Origin of the sequence: Flavobacterium myungsuense (genome assembly GCF_042677265.1) — a bacterium.
Lineage (GTDB): Bacteria > Bacteroidota > Bacteroidia > Flavobacteriales > Flavobacteriaceae > Flavobacterium > Flavobacterium myungsuense.
Genome location: NZ_JBHTIZ010000015.1, coordinates 13,836 through 34,379, shown reverse-complemented (window position 1 = coordinate 34,379; position 20,544 = coordinate 13,836). Strand labels below are relative to the sequence as shown.

General features: G+C 29.0%; 15 protein-coding genes. 7 read left to right on the top strand and 8 right to left on the bottom strand.

Features of this window, described 5'->3' with window-relative positions; all coding sequences use genetic code 11:
- The first annotated feature begins 217 nt into the window (after positions 1 to 217).
- From pelF to ACFQ0S_RS06250, 5 genes are all read left to right on the top strand, one after another.
- The gene (gene pelF / locus ACFQ0S_RS06270) at positions 218 to 1,762 is read left to right on the top strand and encodes a GT4 family glycosyltransferase PelF (protein WP_379754861.1); all 1,545 of its coding nucleotides are present in this window, start codon (positions 218 to 220) and stop codon (positions 1,760 to 1,762) included.
- Between the two features lie 44 nt (positions 1,763 to 1,806).
- Complete coding sequence (locus ACFQ0S_RS06265) at positions 1,807 to 3,420, top strand: hypothetical protein (protein ID WP_379754858.1); 1,614 nt, start codon at positions 1,807 to 1,809, stop codon at positions 3,418 to 3,420.
- Positions 3,407 to 4,213: an endo alpha-1,4 polygalactosaminidase gene (locus ACFQ0S_RS06260; RefSeq protein ID WP_379754855.1), complete on the top strand. Its 807-nt coding sequence runs from the start codon at positions 3,407 to 3,409 to the stop codon at positions 4,211 to 4,213. Before ACFQ0S_RS06265 ends, ACFQ0S_RS06260 begins: the two co-directional genes overlap by 14 nt.
- Before the next feature lie 328 nt (positions 4,214 to 4,541).
- A complete protein-coding gene (locus ACFQ0S_RS06255) occupies positions 4,542 to 6,197 on the top strand; it encodes a hypothetical protein (RefSeq protein ID WP_379754852.1) in 1,656 nt (551 codons plus the stop codon).
- 1 nt (position 6,198) lies between these two features.
- Positions 6,199 to 10,179: a DUF2194 domain-containing protein gene (locus ACFQ0S_RS06250; RefSeq protein ID WP_379754849.1), complete on the top strand. Its 3,981-nt coding sequence runs from the start codon at positions 6,199 to 6,201 to the stop codon at positions 10,177 to 10,179.
- Positions 10,180 to 10,247: 68 nt separating this feature from the next.
- Here ACFQ0S_RS06250 and ACFQ0S_RS06245 read toward each other — a convergent pair whose 3' ends face one another.
- Positions 10,248 to 11,888 (bottom strand): T9SS type A sorting domain-containing protein, encoded by a 1,641-nt coding sequence (locus tag ACFQ0S_RS06245; protein ID WP_379754846.1) that lies wholly within the window; start codon positions 11,886 to 11,888, stop codon positions 10,248 to 10,250.
- Between the two features lie 574 nt (positions 11,889 to 12,462).
- Here ACFQ0S_RS06245 and ACFQ0S_RS06240 point away from each other — a divergent pair.
- Both ACFQ0S_RS06240 and ACFQ0S_RS06235 read left to right on the top strand, forming a co-directional pair.
- A complete protein-coding gene (locus ACFQ0S_RS06240; protein ID WP_379754843.1) occupies positions 12,463 to 14,376 on the top strand; it encodes a DUF294 nucleotidyltransferase-like domain-containing protein in 1,914 nt (637 codons plus the stop codon).
- 2 nt (positions 14,377 to 14,378) lie between these two features.
- Positions 14,379 to 14,975, top strand: a complete 597-nt coding sequence (locus tag ACFQ0S_RS06235; RefSeq protein ID WP_379754840.1) for a 3'-5' exonuclease — start codon at positions 14,379 to 14,381, stop codon at positions 14,973 to 14,975.
- Here the strand turns inward: ACFQ0S_RS06235 and ACFQ0S_RS06230 are convergent.
- The 7 genes from ACFQ0S_RS06230 to ACFQ0S_RS06200 are packed head-to-tail and all read right to left on the bottom strand — an operon-like array spanning position 14,924 to position 20,422.
- Positions 14,924 to 15,457 (bottom strand): 4'-phosphopantetheinyl transferase family protein, encoded by a 534-nt coding sequence (locus ACFQ0S_RS06230; RefSeq protein WP_379754837.1) that lies wholly within the window; start codon positions 15,455 to 15,457, stop codon positions 14,924 to 14,926. The genes ACFQ0S_RS06235 and ACFQ0S_RS06230 overlap by 52 nt on opposite strands.
- Complete coding sequence (locus ACFQ0S_RS06225; RefSeq protein ID WP_379754834.1) at positions 15,454 to 15,708, bottom strand: acyl carrier protein; 255 nt, start codon at positions 15,706 to 15,708, stop codon at positions 15,454 to 15,456. The genes ACFQ0S_RS06230 and ACFQ0S_RS06225 overlap by 4 nt, the downstream gene beginning before the upstream one ends.
- Positions 15,705 to 16,979, bottom strand: a complete 1,275-nt coding sequence (locus ACFQ0S_RS06220; RefSeq protein ID WP_379754831.1) for a beta-ketoacyl-[acyl-carrier-protein] synthase family protein — start codon at positions 16,977 to 16,979, stop codon at positions 15,705 to 15,707. Before ACFQ0S_RS06220 ends, ACFQ0S_RS06225 begins: the two co-directional genes overlap by 4 nt.
- A gap of 42 nt (positions 16,980 to 17,021) precedes the next feature.
- The gene (locus ACFQ0S_RS06215; protein WP_379754829.1) at positions 17,022 to 17,450 is read right to left on the bottom strand and encodes a 3-hydroxyacyl-ACP dehydratase FabZ family protein; all 429 of its coding nucleotides are present in this window, start codon (positions 17,448 to 17,450) and stop codon (positions 17,022 to 17,024) included.
- Position 17,451: 1 nt separating this feature from the next.
- Positions 17,452 to 18,504: a type III polyketide synthase gene (locus ACFQ0S_RS06210; protein WP_379754826.1), complete on the bottom strand. Its 1,053-nt coding sequence runs from the start codon at positions 18,502 to 18,504 to the stop codon at positions 17,452 to 17,454.
- A 58-nt stretch (positions 18,505 to 18,562) separates the two neighbouring features.
- Positions 18,563 to 19,291 (bottom strand): methyltransferase domain-containing protein, encoded by a 729-nt coding sequence (locus ACFQ0S_RS06205; protein WP_379754823.1) that lies wholly within the window; start codon positions 19,289 to 19,291, stop codon positions 18,563 to 18,565.
- A gap of 3 nt (positions 19,292 to 19,294) precedes the next feature.
- Positions 19,295 to 20,422, bottom strand: a complete 1,128-nt coding sequence (locus ACFQ0S_RS06200) for an NAD(P)/FAD-dependent oxidoreductase (RefSeq protein ID WP_379754820.1) — start codon at positions 20,420 to 20,422, stop codon at positions 19,295 to 19,297.
- Positions 20,423 to 20,544 lie beyond the last annotated feature (122 nt).

Below are 20,544 nucleotides of genomic sequence, written 5' to 3'. Positions count from 1 at the left end.
TATTTATTTTAACCTATTTTTTGTAATCACATTTGGGATAACTAAACGTGTATTTCATCGGTTTTATAAGTGTTTACAACAGATTTCAGAGACATTCTTTTTTTATTAAATAAAGTCAAAATATCTTTGCTAAAGAAACAAATGTTAAAACAGTATTAAACTCACTTTATACAAAAAACCATTGGTTTTAGAATGCAAAGAACAAACTTTATAAAATATGAAAAGCAAGTACGATGTAATGTTAATTTTAGAAGGAACTTATCCATTTAATGGAGGTGGAGTTTCAACTTGGGCTCATATGCTTTGTAATAAAGTTAAAAATGTTAATTATACTTTATATTCTATTAATGCAGATTTTGAGCAAAAATCTAAATATGAATTGAGTGATAATGTAAAAAATGTTATACAAGTTCCACTATGGTCTCCGCTTGAGCCTCAAGAACTTATAAGTTATGGTAAGAAATACCACAAAACAGTAAATAGAAAGGAACAAAACGACTCAGATGAAATAGTCGAAAAATTTATTCCGATTTTTGAAAGATTGTTGAATCACATATACAATGAAAAATCAGATGTAGAAGATATTGATGATACCATTTTTGATATGTGGCAGTTTTTTCAAAAACACGATTACAAAAATACTATGAAGAGTGTAGCTGTTTGGAAATCTTTTTGTAATACAGTTTCTGAAATAATTGCTAAAGACAACCATTATAGCGCAACATTATATGACTTTACAGTAGGAATGCGTTGGATTTATCGTTTCTTGATTCCAATTTCTATCGATGTTCCTAAAGTTGACGTTTCGCACTTAACATTATCAGGTTTTCCTGTAATTCCTGCTTTAGTTTTAAAATACAAATATGGCACCCCTATTATTGCAACAGAGCATGGTGTTTTCATTAGAGAACGATTGATTGCTATAAATTCATCTGAATATTCATTTTTCTTGAAAAACTTATTAATTAAGTTCTCAGAATGTATAACAAGAGTAGTGTATTACAAATCTGATTTAATTTTATCAGTAAATAAATTCAATATTTCTTGGGAAAAAATGTATGGAGCAAATCCAAACAAGATTGACGTAATTTATAATGGAATAGATGTTGATCTTTTTTCACCTATAGCAAAACCAGCACATTTAGAAAATGTTCCGACTGTTGTTGCAGCAGCTAGAATTTTTGAATTAAAAGATATTATCACAATGATTAAATCGTGTGATGTTGTAAAACAAGAAATCCCAAATGTGAAATATTTGGTTTATGGAGATAATAATGCAGTTCCAGAATATACAAAAGAGTGCACAACACTTATCAAAAAATTAGGCTTAGAAGAAAACTTCATTTTAGCAGGTTATCATGATAAACCACATGAACTTTTTTGCGAAGGTGATATTTCAATATTAACTTCTATTTCTGAAGGTTTTCCATATACTGTTTTAGAATCAATGAGTTGCGGAATTCCTGTAGTTGCTACTGATGTAGGAGGAGTAACTGAAGCATTAGATGAGAAATGTGGATTTATTTGTAAACCTAAAGATTACAAAGCATTAGGAAAAAGTGTTATCACTTTATTACAAGATGAAGTTTTAAGAAGACAAATGGGTAAAAATGCCCGTAAAAAAGTAATAGATAATTTTACAATAGATAAATTCATAAAAGAATATGAGATTGCTTACGATTTCATAGTCAACAAAAAAGTTCAAGAGCCAATATATCTTAATACACAAATACATCAAGAAGAGGCTATGGAGGCATCATAAAGAGCACTTTTTTTAATTAACCAAAAATAGAACCCAAATCTACAATGGAAAATCACTTCACAAACATTAGAGCCTTAATAGAAAATACTAAGGACAAAATCGGCAAGCCCGTAAGTAGCCAAGTTGTTGCTGCTACAATAGAATCATTAGGAATACGAGAAAAGGACACTAAAGATGATTATGGATTTAACTCCATAAAAGATTTAGCAGATTTAGTATTCTATGAACTAACAACAGATGAATATTATTTAGGAGCTAAAAATGCCAAAGAAAAAGAAGTTGAAGCTACTCAACCAAAAACTATTCAAGTTTCTGATTATTTGTGGGTAAAGGCAAAGATTTTTGCTGAATATTATTCACTAGGGATTTTTCATCTTCTGCCCATTTTAATTCAAATAGCTGCAATTATATTTTTTGGTTACTCCTTATGGACTTTTGTCGGATTCAACGAAATACAATCAACTGCCGTAGTACTAGGGGTAGTTGTTGGTTTAATATCTACTGGAGGTTTTGTTCAAGTTATTGGTAAGCAAGCATCTTTTTACTTTAATTATGAAGATTATAAAATGATGAAGCAAACCATTAACTATTTACACAAAGTTGGGATGATTTCAATTTTTGTAGTACTGGCAGTTATCTTTCTATTAAATTTCTTTTTTCATATTTACCCTTATGAAATCTTGTTTGTAGTTTTTGCATATGCTTTCTTAATAGGAATGTTATTATTACTATTAGCTCCTTTACACACTATTAAACAACGCTGGGTAATTACTTTAGCTATTTTTTCAGGAACTGTCGTTTCGATTGTTTTGAAAGAAACAACAACTTTATTGATTTTTGCAACCCATTGGATAGGTATTGCAACAGCTATATTAGTATCAAAATTATTTTTAGTTATATACTTTTCTAGATTAACAAAAAATAAAAAATCTATAAGTGGTAATAAAATCAAGGTTCCCGTTTTGTTGTATCATAACTATCAATATTTCTTTTACGGGATTTTTATTTATGTATTCATCTTCATGGATAGAATCATGGCATGGTCTTCTGGAATTAACGGAAATCTACCTTTTTTAGTTTATTTTGAAAAAAATTATGAGTTAGGAATGGATTTAGCTATATTAGTTTTTTTATTACTCTCAGGAGTTTTAGAGTATAGTATAGCATCATTCACAAGATTTATTGATATAGGACAAAAAATTACTGATCACAAAACTCCAGAGGTATTTAACAATCAGCTTCGTAAAATGTATTGGGAACAAGTTTTATTGCTTTTTTTAACTAGCTTTGCAGCGTTTACATTCATTTATTTTATAATAACGGCCTCTTGGGGATTTGAAGCCCAGTTTCATGAAGTGCTATTAAATTTAAGTATAAAAGTATGTGTAATAGGAGGAGTAGGGTATATGTTACTTGCCTGGGGGATGCTTAACTCTTTGTATTTATTCACATTAGGTCAGTCGTTAAAACCATTAAAATCAATAATTTATGCCTGTTTACTTAATTTATTTTTAGGTTTTGTGTTAAGTCGATTTTTTGCTTATGAATACAGTGTTGTTGGAATGCTTTTTGGAGCAGGACTTTTTGTAGCGTTAACTTTGCAAGCAAATATCAAGTTTTTCAAGAATCTAGATTACTATTATTATGCAGCTTATTAAAATTTTGCTTTATATTTTACCATCAATATTGACTAACACACCATTCCAAAGCACTGTAAAAAAAAGTACTGTTTTGGTTTGTTATGGTAAAGTAAAACCAGAATCTATAAAAGGCTATACTTATGTTATATTAGAGTCGTTGAACTACACTTCTAAGCAAATTAAAACAATCAAAGCTCAAAATTCAAAAGTATTTGCTTATATTAGCTTAGGTGAGGTAAATATAAATGCTCCTTATTTTAAAGTATTAAAAGAAAATACAATAGGAAAAAACGAAAATTGGGACAGCTATTATTTAAACCTTAAATCAAATAAAACTCAAGAAACTTTATTAAGTATTGTAGATAAAACGCTATCAAAAGGATTTGACGGCCTGTTTTTAGATAATATAGATAATTTCACGATTTATGGTCCTCAAAAAGATCAAAAAAAGGATTTAGTTAATTTATTAAAAAAGATAAAAGAAATTTATCCAAAAAAGGAGTTTTTACAAAATGCTGGTTTAGATTTAATTCCCGAAACTGCGTCTTACATTAATGCAATTGTTATAGAGTCAGTTGCTAGCAATTATAGTTTTAAAGACAAAAGCTACAATTTAAGAGACAATAATGAATTTATTAATCAATTAATTAGATTAAAATCTATTAATGAAAACTCAAAGATTCCAGTTATTTTAATTGAATATGCTGATTCTAAAAAATTATTCAATCAAATAGTTGAAAAAATTGAACCATCAAAATTTGAATACTTTATAGGTAATATTGACTTACAAAGTATTCCTAAATTTAAATAATAAAAGTATGATGTTTTTAACAAGTTCCATATTAATGGGTTTTTTAAGACTTTGCGGTATCATACTGTTTTTATTTTACTTACACAGGAAATTTGTAAATGTTAAACGACATGTAAATTTTTTAGATTTTATTGTCACCAATTGGTTTCGATACAGTAGTATATTAATCGTAATGATTTTTATTTTAGTACAATTAAACGCATATAATTTATTTAACTGTTTAATCATCTTTTTATTTATCATTTTAATTGATATTATAGGAATAAAAAATCTTGCAAATCCTAGGAATTATTTTAATACTCAAATAAAGACTGCATTATTAGACTTTTTGAGAAATATTGAAAACAAAAAATCTTTTTGGTTTTGGTTTTCATTCGAGTCTTCAAATAAAGAAAGAAACAACAATACTCTAATTTTAATTCTCACAATATTAATTGGCGCTGTAACATTTGCCAGTAGGTATTACTTTATAATATATGATAATTATTCGCTGTCAGATGCTTGGATTTATGATTTGAATAAAGTTATTCAGTTTGATAATCAATATTGGTTTACTTACGAATTAGCTACCGATGCTGAATTAGCTTTTGTTAATTTTTACGGCAAAATTACTGATGTAAGCCCTGAAATTGCACTTCAAGTAATTTCAATTTTAGAGTCAACACTTATAGCCATTATTATATTTTGGATTATCAACAAATTAACTCCTTCTAAAATACTTGCTCCTACAATTGCCTCGCTTTTTTTTGCAATGGTTTATGTTTTGACACCTCTAAATATTTACTTTTTACTAAAAGGCAATCCAACTTTTATGGCCCTAACATTTGCTTTACCCGCTTTTGTATTTTATTTAAAACCAACATTGTTAAAAATAAGTAAAGTCTCTTTTTTGGTAAGTTTTGTTTTAGTTTTTACAACTATTGGTTTAATAGATTTATTTACACTTTTAATTTTAATTCCTCCTTTTTTAATAATTGGTTTAATTTTTACAAAACGAAAATATAAGATAGATAACTTAATTGCATTTTCATCTTATTTTTTAGCACTTCTTTTATTATTTGCTATTTATAGTTTTGCATGTTATTTTCAAAGAATTGGAATAATTGATTATTTGCAATCCAATTTACTTTCGGTGAGTTCTTATACCTATGTACCACAACTAATTTTACCTTATAAATTAATCATCTTTTACGCTCAATTAAGTACTTTCATTGGCTTATTTTTTGTATTATTGTTGGTAATATTAAGAAAAGAAAATTGGAGATCAGCCATTGTTTTTTTCATTTTTTTTAATTTTCTAATTGCACTTACTTATGTTAAAAGCGAGTGGATTGATATTGACATGTTGCATAATTCTTTATCTATTTTTATTCCTATAGTTATAGGATTTAATGCAGCAATTGTTATTAGAATATTGAATTTTGTATTTCATAGATTTAAAAGGTTTAGTCCTTTAACTGTTAGTGTATTAATAACTGTAATAGTCTATTATTCTATACATTACCAAAAGAAAAATATTAATTTACTAACCGAATCTGATCAAACTCCAAAGGAAATATTAAATGCATACGATAAAATCTATCAAAGTTTCTTTCATTTGAAATATTCAGTTGTAAATGATCCTGCTACTGAGGTTATAAGTGCCAATAAACACTTTTTTATAAACTATGAATTCTTTATAGAAGACTATCTTAAAAGAGATGCGATCTATTTTAAAAACATAAAAGACCCAAAATTTTTAGTAAAGTATCCAAAATACACACTAACTAAAAGCGTTTTGGTTTTTGTTTTAAATGACAAAAGTAAAACTGAAAATAATGCTTTTGCAGCAAATAAAAATTTAAATTCATTGCTAAAAAAGAGACTTAAAGAATTGAAAAATAGAGGCAGAAAAATAAATCTTTTTTACAATTCAGACGTACTAAAAGTTTATGAAATTGTTAATGAACCCGAAGAAAGTAAAATTTCTGATTTAATATTTTAAAATGAAATTTATAAACACAAAACTTAAAGTAAGTTTAAAATTCCTCCTATTTGTATTAGGATTTCTTGCTATATCTAGTTGTGAGGGTTTAGATGATTGGTCAGATTTAAAAATTGCGGATTTAATTGATTTAAAAGAAGATGTAAAAAATGAAGAAGATAAAGTATTTAAGAGATATGCCGAACTTGGTATGAGTAATCAACCGCTAATAGAATTTATAGTTGACGAAAAAGAGATTCAAAGCAAGTTGTATAATGCAAATATTAAAAAAACATGTGACTATACAAAACTACCATTTCGCTCCATACCACTAAACTTATGGAATTCAACTATTAAGATAGCTTCATCCACTAGAGTTTTATCAGTTTATGATACAAAAAAGTTAAATGATGCTTCTATACCTAAACTATTAGATTTTGTAACCAATGGAGGAACACTTTTTTTGCCATATGCAAATGAAGATCATAGATTTTCTTACTTTTTCGGATTTATACCAGAAGCCGAATTTGCCACAGATGTCAAATCCTCGGGATTTTATTTTAATTATAATATTTTCCCAAACGCAAAAGATAAAAAGTACTTCTCTAATTTGAAACATTATGGATTTGCATCATCAAATTTCTCTAACAAAATTAAATTTTTGGCAACAGCTCTTAATAATAAAAATTACCCTACAATTATAGAAAATAAAATAGGTACTGGTCGTGTAATTCTCATTAATAGCACAAACAATTTCCTTAAAGAAGATAGAGGATTATTATTTGCAGGAATTTTAAAAGGTCTAGAAGCAATACCTTATCCTGTTGCAAATACAAGTACCATATTTCTTGATGATTTCCCTTCTCCTCTTTATAATATTATGGCAGAACCAATTGCTTCAGAAATGAATATGAATATGGAGGATTTTGTAAAAAAAGTATGGTGGCCCGATATGAAAAAATTAGCTAAAGAATATAAAATTCCTTACTCAGCAATGACCACTTTTGATTATAGAAATAAGATAGTTCCACCATTTACTTTAGACCAATGGAATTCAAGAAAAATTACAATAAACAATAAAACTGAACCTATTCCTGATTGGCTTGTTAAAGATGTAGCTAATGACGGTCACGAAATTGCTTTTCATGGATACAATCATGTTTCTTTATTAAAACATTTATGGAAAAATCCTATATTTATTAATACTTCCATGAATACCGTGAAGAAAAAATGGGAAATCAGTAATTTTGGTAAATTACCTACAACTTATGTACCACCCTCAAACGACATTGATAAAGAAGGAATTAAAGAACTTAAAAAAGCAATGCCTTCGCTAAAATATATGTGTAGTTTGTATTTAGGTATAAAAAAAGAAGGTGGGGACAGAGAATTTGATTATGATCCTTACAATAACGATTTTTTTGATTATCCAAGAATTTCAAGTGGCTTTTACATGAGCGAAGAAGCAAAGTATTATCAACAATCAATGTATTTATTTACAGGAATTTGGACACATTTTGTGCATCCTGATGATGTTTTTCAAATTCCTAGTACTGCAAATGCAAGAGCGGGACATTATAGCTTAAGAAATGAATTAAATTATGGTTGGAGAAAATCAAAAGGCAGTGATAAAGCCATGCTTCCTGAGTTTAAAAAATATATCAAACAAATAACAAATGCGTATCCACAATTACGTTTTTTAAACGGAAATGATGCTGCCGAAATTGTTATTGATTGGCGTGCATCAAGATATAATCATAAATCCGAAAATGGATTGTATACTATTAGTCAAACCAATCCAGGAGAAGTAACAAAACAATATTGGTTCATGTACGGTAGTGCAGAAAATGCCGAAAAAATTGAAGGCAGACTCAAAAATGAAGTGGCATTATTTTCTAAAACCCCTTTCTTAGATGGCTATATGTATTCTATTTATAACAATAAACCTAAAATAACCATATTAGATTTAAACTATAAAACACCAAATCAGAAAGCAAATCAAGCAAGCTTAAATAGGGCAGTACTTGAAGAAGTAAAACTCTATAATATTGCTGTAAAGAAATTTAGATCAGGCGCTTACTTTGAAGAACTTGAAAAGAAAAAGTTAAATATTTATTTAGCTAGCTTAAAAAATAAAATGATAAATACTCCAGATATTGATTCAATAACTTGGAATAAGTATAGTAAATATATGTCTTGGGATGAAAGAGGAACAGAAGTATGGAAATTATTAGACGAACATGTAAAAAAATATCCTACAAAAGAAAACATCATGTACTCAAAAGAATTAGATAGAGTAATAGGATATCCCAATGATGCAATAACAGAAAAATGGACTACGGAGCAGTTATTAGTCAATCCGTTTGATAAAGAATTATTAAATACTTATATTAACAATTACAATACTGAGGAAAATGAGTTAAAAATTAGAATGGCGCTGAAAAATTTATATGCCATTGACAATTCTACTACAAATTATAAAAATTATCTAAGGCATTTATTAGAATACGATACTTTAGAAGCTATTAAAGAGTTAAGTGATAAAAAACCAACAGAAGATTTTGCTGAGTTTGGCGAGCAAATAGTTTGGTTATATGCCGATAGTTTAGATTATCGTAAAGCAATAGAATGGTCGTCAATAGCAAAGAACATTGATTTTGCAACCAAAATGGGGTGGTATATTGAGTCAGGACAATCTAAATTGGTTGAAAAAGAATACTTAAAATATATTGCAGAGAATCCTAATGATGATAAGGCAAAAATACTTATGAGTAATGTATATCATGAAATGGGTCGTTTTAAAGAGGCTTGGATTTTAGCTAATTCTTTACCTGAAAGTGAAGATAAAGAAGATTTAAGAAAAACATACAATAAAGATGTTGTGTATGAAGAGGATGAAATTCAACAGTATTTAATAGAGAATGAGTCTGAATTATTCTATCCAAATGTTATGAAAGCTATAGTTAAAGAATACAGATTAACTAAAGGTGATTTTGTTGATTTCAATTCTTTACTGCAAACCAATCAAAATGTAAATTCATTTTTTAATAATATTTTTTCCTATAATTTTTATGACAAAAAGGAGAACCTTCATAGCGTAGGAGTTACTCGAACTAAATACTATAAATTAGTAATTGATACCAATTACCCAAGTAATTATGAAAACACATTGGGTGGTTTAGAATACAAGTTTAAAACAGCTGAAATAGAGGGTAAACCACAATACTGGTATAGAGCTAGAGTAGAGGCAAATGAAGCTACAAAAGCCTATTATCAAGCTGGTTTAGGATATAGTAAAGCAAAAGAAAAAAGCTTTAGATCGGCCGAACTTAATCTGTTGCCAGTAGAGTTTGCACCTGGATTAAACCAGAATATATATAATTTACGTTTGAGTTTAAACCAAGATTTTTATTTATTTAAAGTAATTAATACTAACATTTCATTTGAAGGAAATTATTATACTAACGGATTACTTTCAAGAGACACTATCAATACCGCAATTCTTAATCCAAATAGAAAATCACCATTGGCCAGAAAGGTATTTACAACCATTGACAAGGATAATTATGAAATTGCCACTTTTGATGATGGTATAGAAGGAGCTCTATCATTAAGAATGGTTTTAGACAAAGGCGTAATAAGAAAATCAAAATTTGTACCTTTTATTGAAGGTCAGATAACACGAGGTAACAGAGATTTAGAAGATGGATATCCGTATTGGATGCTTTCAAATAGAAACTTTGGAGGAACAGGTATAGGTTGGGAATTTAAAATTAGGAATTTTAATTCAAGAGTAGAAGCCGGATATTTCCTTGACGATTATACTAAAAATTTCAGACGTTATATAGGTAATTTATCCTATCAATTATTTGATTATACAGCGCTGACATTTAATTTTGAGATTTATGATCAAGATAAATTCTATTCAAATGCTTTTCGATTTGGAGTAAAATACAACTTGAAAAAGAAAACAAAAAAGAAAATTATTATTGAGCAACAATAAGATAATATTAAATTTAAAAAAAAGGATTATATAAAACATATAATCCTTTTTTTATTTTGTATTAAAAATTAATGTTTAATAATAATTTTTCTAGTATCTCTAAAAGCACCTTTAGCAAATTCTAAAAAGTACAATCCTTCACTTAAATTTGATGTATTAATTATTGTTTTATTAGCTTCTGATTTTTTTGAAATTATAACGTTTTGCCCTAACGAATTAAACATAGTAATTTGATAATCGTTAATACCTTCAAACTCTACAGTCAATTCATTGTTACTAGGTATAGGATAAATAGTCATGTTAATTTTAGAAGAATCAACTGTACCTAAATTAATGTCAGTAACATTAATAGTATAATTTAAATCATTATAACCAGTGGTAGCATCCCAAATATTATCGTTTGCAAAACGAATCGCATATTCAGATCTATTTGCCAATGTAGGCATGTTATCAGGAAGATGTAAATACAATTTATAATTACCAGTAGTTAAATTAGTTGGTAAAGTAAGATTTTCGTTAATGGTTAATTCAGTTGGACCAAGCCAAGTTCTAGGGTCTGAAGCCATCAAAATTGAAAAGACTTGATTAGTTGCCAAATTTTTTAAAACTAAATAGGCTTTTCGTTCATTAAAAGGAGCAGCAAAACCACTATTTATAATTTTTAAAGTAATTGGTAATTTATCTTTTAATAATTGTGATTTTGGAAAAGTAGCAGTTGTTAACTGAAATCGGTAACCCAATTCTTTTTGAACATCTGTAAAACAATTGTTGGCTTCAAAACCATCAATTACGCCAGGATAATAATCTAAATTTAAAAATGACCAATGGAATTTTTTCATTTCTGATAGAGCAGTGGCACAATCGGTTCTTGGAGAATTTAAAGTACAAGTTTCGCCTCCCATAGGAACAAATTTTGTGTCTTGAGCTAGATAAGGATATTGTGTAGTTACGTCATTATAAGTCCCATAATCTGAAGAGCTGGCTAAGAAACAATCATTGTGATGTCCTATTCTTGCTAAAGATGTTTCTGAAAATGCTTGCGTAGTAGTTAATGCATTTTTAGAATACAATCCTTGTTTAAATGTAGGAGTTCTCACTTGAAGCATTCTGCTTGCAGGCAAAGCATCTAATAATGCTTCAACAATCTCTTTCCTATTATTTATGTTAGTTGTTGTTGCTTTTAAGCCATCATAACCTTCACCACCAAAATCAGCTTGACTGGTATAATACCATTCGCCCCAAGCTCCTATAAACCCAGCCTGCATTAAACTTATAACATCTTCATTTGCTTGTAAAAGCGGTTTTATTTGCTTTATATGTGTTAACATCATTTCTTTAGTAGCATCTCTCTTGGGTACATCTTGATCATCAGAATAGGTAAAACGAATAAAACATTTTATTCCAGCTTTTCTAATTTTATCAAAATCACTCTGCATATTGGCTAAGTAACTTTCTGAAATAGGTGTATCTATAAAATCATTTAAAGGAAATGCTCTATATATTAATGAAATATTATTAAGAACTCTGTAATTAGTTATAGTTGTTTGAGTCAAAGCTTTATAAGTTCCAGTACCTGCCGAGGTATGTTTATAAAAACCTCGTTCTGGGTTTGAGAAATTTAAAGTCGATGTTTTGTAAGTAACATTTGTCGTTTGGGCACTTCCTGAAACAAATAGAAGAACTCCCAATAGAGTACATAATTTTTTCATAGTAAGTAGGTTAAGATTTTAACTAGCGTTATGTTTAATTTTTTTGTTTTTCAATTTGTTTATATCGTTAATTTGGGATTAACAACTCAACACGACAAATTTATATAGATTAAGTGCAATAATAATCGACGTAAATGTTAAATTTTCTTATTTCATCGATTAAAAACACTATTTATCGCTAATACGTAAGAAAAATAATATAATATGATTATTATTTGTAAGAATTCAAGTAACAATAAGCGCAAAAAGATATTAACAATTTAATTTTGAAGTGTTTATAAATACCAAATTAGTAAGAAAAGCATTTAATAAATATTAACTGTATTTATAATGCTGATAATTATTTATCATGCTATTTAATTTTTTAGTCAAAAATAATAGGTTTTTACAGGCATTTAAACAAGTATTGTTAAGAACTATAATTTATATTATGTAAAATATAAATTGTTCATAACAGTGTGTAGATTGTCTATATAAACCTAGTATAAACCTTAAATGTTTTCTATTTTTGCATATCAGTTTAGTTTATATTTTAATTCGTTATACTTTAATATTTTATATATTTTAATCAATTATGAATGCTATTGCCGAGCGTATTGCTGATTTTTTAAAAAAGTATCAACCGTTTAATATTCTATCATTTGAGGAATTAACAAGTGTTGCATTAAGTATTCGAGTAATAAATCTTGAAAAAAATAAAATACTGTTCCAAATAAACGATGTGCTGCACGATAGTTTTTATGTTGTTGCATCTGGTGTAATCAATTTATCAGTAATTTCAGATGCCGAAGAAACACTTTTAAATAAATGTATTGAAGGTGATGTTTTTGGGTTACGCCCCTTTTTTGCAAAGAATAATTATATGATGACAGCAAAAGCTCGTGAAGAAAGCATCGTTTATGCCATTCCTATTGCAGCATTTCGTCCTTTTGTAGCTCAAAATGCAGAAGTTTTAAACTTTCTTCTTGAAAGTTTTGCTAATAACACCGCAAATCCAAATGATATAGAAAATAAGGGTAAATTTTTATCTGACAACGTAGTATTTTCTTCAAAACCCTCTGAAATTCAATATTTCCAATCTTTATCATACAATAAAACACCATTAAAAATTGAAAAATCAGCAATAGTTAGTCAAGTTGCTCAATTAATGACGGACAACTTACTAGACAATGTAATTATTACTCAACAAAATATGCCTATCGGAATTGTAACTGATACAGATATGCGATCTAAAATTGCTACAGGTCGGTATTCTATTACTTCAACCGTAGATAAAATAATGTCCTCGCCTGTTATTACAGTAAATGAAAATGTGTCACTTGCCGAAGCGCAACTGTTATTACTTAAAAATAATGTAAGTCATTTATGTGTAACATCTGACGGAAGTGATACTTCAGAAGTTAAAGGCGTAATTTCAGAACATGATTTAGTAGTTGCTCAAGCCAGTAATCCAGGTATATTAATTAAGGAAGCTAAACGATCAAATGATGCTAATGATTTGAGAAGAGTTCGAGTTAAATTATCAGAATTAATTCAAACATCAATAGCTAAGAACATTCCACTTTTACATATTACCAATATTGCTAGTGAAATCAATTTTGCCATTTTTAAACGTGCAGTCGAATTGGCTATTCTAAATTTAGGCTCTCCCCCTGCACGATTTGCTTGGCTGAGCATTGGAAGCCAAGGCAGAAAAGAACAATTATTAGTTACCGATCAGGATAATATCCTTGTTTTTGAAGATGTTGCCACCGAAAAGTACAGAGATGTTAAAGATTACTTTTTAAAATTAGCAAAGAGAACTGTTGAAACTTTAGAAAAAACAGGATATTTACCTTGTTCTAACGGTCATGTGGCCAGTAACATGCAATGGTGTAAATCATTGACAGACTGGACAAAACAATACAATAACTGGATGAATACTCCAGGTGAAAAAAGCAATGAAATCAGTAGTGCTTTTTTTGATTATGAGATTGCTTTTGGAGAATCAAAAATTGAAGATGCGCTAACTGATATTATATTTAATAAAACAAAAAAGCAAACTCTTTTCTTTGACTATTTAGGCAATGATGCTTTAAAAAAACCATCGCCATTAAGCTTTTTTAAAAAATTCAATGTTGAAGAAGAAGGTATTTATAAAGATAAGTTCGATATCAAAACTCGAGGATTAATGCCATTAATCGATGGCGCCCGATTGTTTACCATTAGCCAGAATATTCGAGGTATAAATAATACCTATTTAAGATTTAAACAATTGGCAATTGTAGATCCAAAGCATTCAGAAATATTTTTAGATTGTGCTGATGCATTTATAACGCTATCAAAGTTCAGAACACTAGAAGGATTAAAAAATGATAGTAATGGTCAATATATCAACTTAAGCGAGCTTTCGAAAGTCGATAAAGAAATACTAAAAAATGCCTTAGCTCCAATGAGAGAATTAGAAGATTTAATTAAAGATACTTTTCAACTGACTCAATTTTCGTAACTATGTTCGATTGGATTAAAAACATTAATAAAGAATATCCTGAAATTTGGAAAAACTATATTTCAAAATTTGAAAAAAGGTCTAATCGGTTCGTTGTTTTGAGTACTGAAACCACAGGATTAAACCCTAATAAAGATGTGATTTTATCGTTTGGAGCAATTGCAGTGCAAAACAATAGTATTTTAATTGGAGATTCTTTTGAAGTTATGCTTTTGCAATACGTTTATCTTCACGATAACGGAATTTCTAACGAATTTATAATCGAAAGTAAGCAACCTAAGCTTGGAGAACGTGAAGCGATTCAGGCTTTTTTAGAATATATTGGAAACGCAATTTTAGTGGGACACCGAATACATTTTGATGTTGACTTGATAAATGTCGCACTTGAAAAACTAGATTGCGGAAAACTAAAAAATGAAGCTTTAGACATAGAGATTATGCACAAGAAGCTAAAAGATATTAGTAGTGAAAAACCAATTTCTATAGATGAATTGTACGAAATTTATAAGGTTCCAAAAAGTGAACGTCTTTCCTCATCAGAAGATGCTTATACCATTGCCTTATTATTTCTTAAGCTTAAGTCTAAATTAGGATTGTAAATTTTCTTTGAAAGCATTACAATTTCCTCAAAATCTCCATGATTACTTATTGAAATTGAATTATTATAACCATCAATAACTGGAATTCCCTTATTTTTTGATATTCCTTTTCTAGTTTCAAGAAATATAATTCTTTTAAAATCTGATAATTTATTTACAGCGACAGTACGAATATATTTTGTAGAAATATGTGTTTTTGTATAATAACAAGTGTCATAGCAAATTACTTTACCAAGGCACTTTGTAATTTGAAAGCATTCTAATTGTAAAGGAATAAAAGCTCTAATTTTTGTTTTACGGTTGTATATTTTATATACCGCTTCCTTCCTACTCCACAAATTCCAGACCATGCTTTCTGGATATTCGGAATTTAAAATTAAAATTCGTTCTCTATCTGTAAAAATTTTTTCTAAAAACCCTTTACGTTTCCAGTTGCTTTCTTTTTGTGCTAAAGCCAAATCTACAATGTCGTTACCAATCATTTTTCTGATAGTTTCGTTTCGATTATTTCTACTGTCGATTTTACATCTATCATTCGTTCCATCGATTGGTTATCAATTACAATAGTAAATGCTTCTTCAATGTCTAAAATAACATCAACCAAATTAGCCGAATTTATATTTAAATCATTTATAAAATCAGTGCTTTCTGTAAAAGTATCAAATGCCTCTTGATTTTTTATATAAGGTTTTACTATTGTTTTTAATCGCTCAATTATTTCTTCTCTATTCATAATTTGTATTTTTTAAAAATGACACATCCATTTACATCTCCAAAACCAAAACTAGCTTTAGCTACTATATTTACTTCTTTTTTGATTAATTGTTGAGGAATTCTAGATGTATCAATAATTGTTGTAATTTCAGTATGCAAATCTTCGCAATTGCTATTCGGAAAAATAAATCCGTGATACAATTGCAAAATTGAAGCCACGCACTCTATACTTCCAGCTGCTGACAAACAATGTCCAACTATTGATTTTAGTGAATTTATATAAGGGAAATCAATTCCTTTTCTACCTAAAGCTTCACTCCAATTCTGAATTTCCAAACTATCTTTAGAAGTAGCTGTTAAATGTCCATTAATAGCATCAATTTCGTTTGCGGTAATTTTTGAATTTGCTAATGCACTTTTGATGCATTTTTGAACAGCAATTGGGTTTGGAGCTGTCATTGTTCCTAAACCACGTTGACCACCTGAATTTATATTTCCACCTAGAACTTCTCCATAGATGGTGGCTCCTCTTTCTAATGCAGTATGTAAATCTTCAAGTAGTATTGCCCCTGCCCCACTTCCTGGAACAAATCCTGAAGCACTTGCGCTCATTGGTCTTGAACCTTTTTCAGGCGTTTCATTATGCTTAAAAGTGCAGACTTTCATAGCGTCAAATCCTCCCCAAATGTAAGGACCACTATCGCTAGTACTTCCAGCTAAAATTCGTTTGGCTTGACCTGATTTTATTCTCTCAAAAGCCATTAAAATACTCTCTGTTCCTGTAGTGCAAGCCGATGAATTGGTTGTAACTTGGTTTCCTAATCCCAATTTTCCTCCTAAATAAGCACTTATACCACTATTCATAGTTTGAGCAACGGCAGTACTTCCTAGTTTTCTAGTCTGAAAATCATCTATTTTATAGATACTTTCCCTAAATTTATCAATACCCGAAGTTCCTGTTCCAAAAATAGTTCCGCTGTCCCAATCAGGTTCATCTTTTATTTTCATTGACAATCCCGCATCTTTCCACGCGTCAATACCAGCAATTACACCATATAGAATTCCTGACGAATTAAAATTTCGAAGTTCTAATTCGGTAAAATATTGTGTTGCTAATTCAGTAGAGATTTTTGGTTTTCCTGCAATTTGACAGGAAAATTGTAATCGTTCTAATTCGGAATCGTGTTTTATTCCTGAAATTCCATTTTTTATGGCATGTGTAAATGCATCAAGTCCTACTCCATTTGGAGCAACAACACCTAGACCTGTAATTACGACACGTTTATTCATATAAAAATTTTAATAGCTATTTCAATGATAATTTGAAGAAAATTAAACAATCATTCCCGCCATAGTTCCACTACAGACTTCTTCATCTTTTTCATTAATCATTTTTACTTTACATTTCAATTTTCCGAATCTAAAGTATATTTTTTCTGATATTACTGTTACTTTTTCATTAGGGAAAACAGGTTTTAAAAATTCTATTTCAGTTGATGATAAGGCAATTGAAGTATTTTTATTAAATGTATCATTTAATAAAAAAAATCCTAAACAAACTAATCCTATTTGTGCCATAACTTCTGTTAAAATAACACCAGGAGTTATTGGATTATCTTTAAAATGACCTTTATAAAAATCTAAATCAGAATCAAAAGTATAGCTTCCTTCTACTCCATTTTCAGTAATACTAAGGATTTCATCCACAAATAAAAAAGGTTTTGAATAAGGTAGTTTAGCTATAATTTCTTGTTTATTCATTCTAAAATAGCAATAAAATTCTTTGAGCAGAAAATCCTGGTCCAAAACTCAACATCAATCCTTTTTCACCTTTTTTAGGTTGTTTGTCCATAATTCTTTCTAAAACATACAAAACAGTTGCACTTGACATGTTTCCGTATAAACGCAAAACTTCCTTTGTGTCATCTATATTTTTTCCTAAATCTGAAAATAAATCTTCAACCGTTTGAATAATTTTTTTCCCACCAGGATGAAAAATCAAATGATTAATGTCTTCCATTTTTAAATTATTTTTTTCTAAAAAAGGATGAATAATTGCTGGAAAATGTGATGCTATCGTTTCAGGAACTTCAATATCTAAAACCATTTGCAAACCTGAATTGGTTAGTTTAAAGCCCATCATGTGAATGTTATCATAAAAATGATACATTTCTTCAGCAAGAATCTCTGGACCATTGTCATCTTTATGTGAAGAAAGTAAAACGCAGGCAGCTCCGTCTCCAAAAATAGCGGCACTTACAATATTTGCCATCGAAAAATCATCCAATTGAAAGGTAGCCGTTGGGCTTTCTACGGCAACTACTGCAGCTCGTTTTCCGGGATTGGCTTGCAAGAAATTTTTAGCATAAATAATTCCAGAAATTCCTGCAGCGCAACCCATTTCTGTTACAGGTAGCCTAACAATATCTTGGCGTAATTTTAATTTGTTTATTAAATAAGCATCTAATGAAGGAATCATAATTCCAGTGCAGCTTACGGTAATGATATAATCTAAATCTTCGGGTTTCCAATTGGCTTTCGTTAATGTTTTTTCTAGTACTTTTTCACCTAAATCAATTACTTCACGAACATAAATATCATTTCTTTCTTCAAAAGAAGATTTAGTAAAAACTTCAACAGGATCCATTATAGAATATCGTTTGTCTACTGCAGCGCCTTCAAAAATCTTTTTGACTTTTCTAATAAATCGTTCCTCCTGGCCAAATAGCCAAGTATCTAGAAAGGGAAGAATTTCTTCTGTAGTTCTGGAATATTTGGGCAACTGTTTGGATACGGCTTTAATTTTTACACTCATTTTTTTAGGCTTTTAGATGATATATTAAAATAGCGAATTTTTTAAAAGACTTTTTCTATTAGCTCATCAACTTAACATCTCTTTTTACAACCCATTGGTAACGGAATGCCCATTTCCATTCGATTTTGTAGTATTTTAATTTTAATTTTTTTGAAAATTGAATTAATTCTTTTTTTTTGAATCCTCTCAAAATAGAGGTTAATCCGTCTTTTCGTGACATTTCGTTTAATCTAAAAACAATACAGACTAATTGAAAGAGACGATATGCAATAGAACTTCGATGCAAATCATTAACAATAAAACCAATTCTAGAATTTTTTTTAAAAACAGTCATTAACTTAATGATTTCATCCTCTTTAAAATGATGTAACGTAAGCGTACATAATGCAATATCATACTTTAATTTTGTAAAATAGTTGTCAAAAATATCCAAACATTTGTAACAAATATTTGGATAATGAATGGAAAGTTCGCTTGCATAATTTATAGTAAAATTATTGGCGTCTATTCCTATTAATTTAAAATTGAAATCGTTCTTTTCTCCATATTCCGCAAGTGCTCTCAACATATCTCCATTTCCACATCCGATATCAATAATTGTTATACTTTCTTTTTTAGAATAGATTGATAACAAATCATTTACTCCTTGTATTATTAATTGATTTCCTCCTAAAAGCTGATTGATTTTTGCGATTTTGTCAAGAGCATCTTTTAAAATTTCACCCTCCATAGTAAAATCATCCATAATTTCGGGATTGTCAGTTCTATATTTTGTATCTATAAACATATATTACTTTACAATTATAGGTTCTCCATGAGTTTTCCGGACAATCAAAGGTAGTAAAAAAGGGAAGTAAATTAACAAACGAATGAGTACTTCTGTCAATTTAGGCTTTTGTAAAAGATTGGATAAGAATCGCCCAGTTTTCAATCTTTTTTTGAAATTATAATTCCATTCCTTAATGTATTTACGTTCTAATGCTGTCCTTGATTGTATTTCGTTTTTGTAATATTTCTCAATTAATTCTGAAACAATTTTAGCACTATGAATTGCCATTGCCATACCATTTCCGCATAGAGGATGAATTAAACCAGCGGTATCACCAATCATTAGAATATGATTTTCTACAACTTGTTTTTTCTCAAATGAAATTTGGCTTATCACCAATGGTTTTTCAAAAAGCATTGTATAACTTTCAAAAATAGCTTTCAAAAGTGGGTTTTGTGAAACAACCTTTTCTTGATAATCATCTATATTTTTATAGTTCTGAAATGTTTTATAATCTGCCAAATAGCAAATATTTACAATACCATTTTCTACTTTTGAAACACCACAATAGCCTCCGGTAAAATTATGTAAACCAACTAAATCATCAGGAAAATCTCCTTTGTAATGGGATTTAACAGCCAACCAAGGTGATTTTAAATTAATGAAATTCCTGTTTAGCTTTTGGTCGATGTTAGAACGTTTCCCAAAAGCTCCAACAACAATTTCTGATTTTAAAATGGTATTATTTGAGGTAGTTATTGTAAATTCATTTTCATGAAAAACAATATTTTCAACCGTTTCTTGAATGATTGTACAACCACTAGAAATTGCTTTTTTGTATAAAAATTCATCCAAAACAAATCGGCTGATTCCGAATCCGCCTAGTGGTAAAATAGTATTAATTGTTTTTCCTTTAACGGATGAAAATTGTAGTTTAGTAATATTCGTTGGCTTTAAATCGGAAATAGTAGTATCTAGCCAATTGAGATATGGTAAAACTTCATTAGAAATATACTCGCCGCAAACTTTGTGTTTTGGAAAACTATTTTTTTCTAGAATTGTAACTTGAAACCCAATTTTTGACAAATGGATTCCAGCGGTTAAACCAGCTAATCCACCACCAATAATAATAATTTCGTTATTTCTCATACCCTAGTAAATATATAAAAATGGTTGAGAATAATATTGTAATATTATGTAAAAAACTTTCAGAATTACGATATAAAATTTTATGCCCTACAATTCAAAAAACAGAATGTAAGGCATAAAAA

Bases quoted from the DNA above. Each gene is read 5' to 3' on its own strand.
- ACFQ0S_RS06250 (WP_379754849.1), top strand. From the start codon at position 6,199: ATGAAATTTATAAACACAAAACTTAAAGTAAGTTTAAAATTCCTCCTA.
- ACFQ0S_RS06240 (WP_379754843.1), top strand. From the start codon at position 12,463: ATGAATGCTATTGCCGAGCGTATTGCTGATTTTTTAAAAAAGTATCAA.
- pelF (WP_379754861.1), top strand. From the start codon at position 218: ATGAAAAGCAAGTACGATGTAATGTTAATTTTAGAAGGAACTTATCCA.
- ACFQ0S_RS06215 (WP_379754829.1), bottom strand. From the start codon at position 17,450: ATGAATAAACAAGAAATTATAGCTAAACTACCTTATTCAAAACCTTTT.
- ACFQ0S_RS06230 (WP_379754837.1), bottom strand. From the start codon at position 15,457: ATGATTGGTAACGACATTGTAGATTTGGCTTTAGCACAAAAAGAAAGC.
- ACFQ0S_RS06205 (WP_379754823.1), bottom strand. From the start codon at position 19,291: ATGTTTATAGATACAAAATATAGAACTGACAATCCCGAAATTATGGAT.
- ACFQ0S_RS06225 (WP_379754834.1), bottom strand. From the start codon at position 15,708: ATGAATAGAGAAGAAATAATTGAGCGATTAAAAACAATAGTAAAACCT.
- ACFQ0S_RS06220 (WP_379754831.1), bottom strand. From the start codon at position 16,979: ATGAATAAACGTGTCGTAATTACAGGTCTAGGTGTTGTTGCTCCAAAT.
- ACFQ0S_RS06200 (WP_379754820.1), bottom strand. From the start codon at position 20,422: ATGAGAAATAACGAAATTATTATTATTGGTGGTGGATTAGCTGGTTTA.
- ACFQ0S_RS06235 (WP_379754840.1), top strand. From the start codon at position 14,379: ATGTTCGATTGGATTAAAAACATTAATAAAGAATATCCTGAAATTTGG.
- ACFQ0S_RS06245 (WP_379754846.1), bottom strand. From the start codon at position 11,888: ATGAAAAAATTATGTACTCTATTGGGAGTTCTTCTATTTGTTTCAGGA.
- ACFQ0S_RS06260 (WP_379754855.1), top strand. From the start codon at position 3,407: ATGCAGCTTATTAAAATTTTGCTTTATATTTTACCATCAATATTGACT.
- ACFQ0S_RS06265 (WP_379754858.1), top strand. From the start codon at position 1,807: ATGGAAAATCACTTCACAAACATTAGAGCCTTAATAGAAAATACTAAG.
- ACFQ0S_RS06210 (WP_379754826.1), bottom strand. From the start codon at position 18,504: ATGAGTGTAAAAATTAAAGCCGTATCCAAACAGTTGCCCAAATATTCC.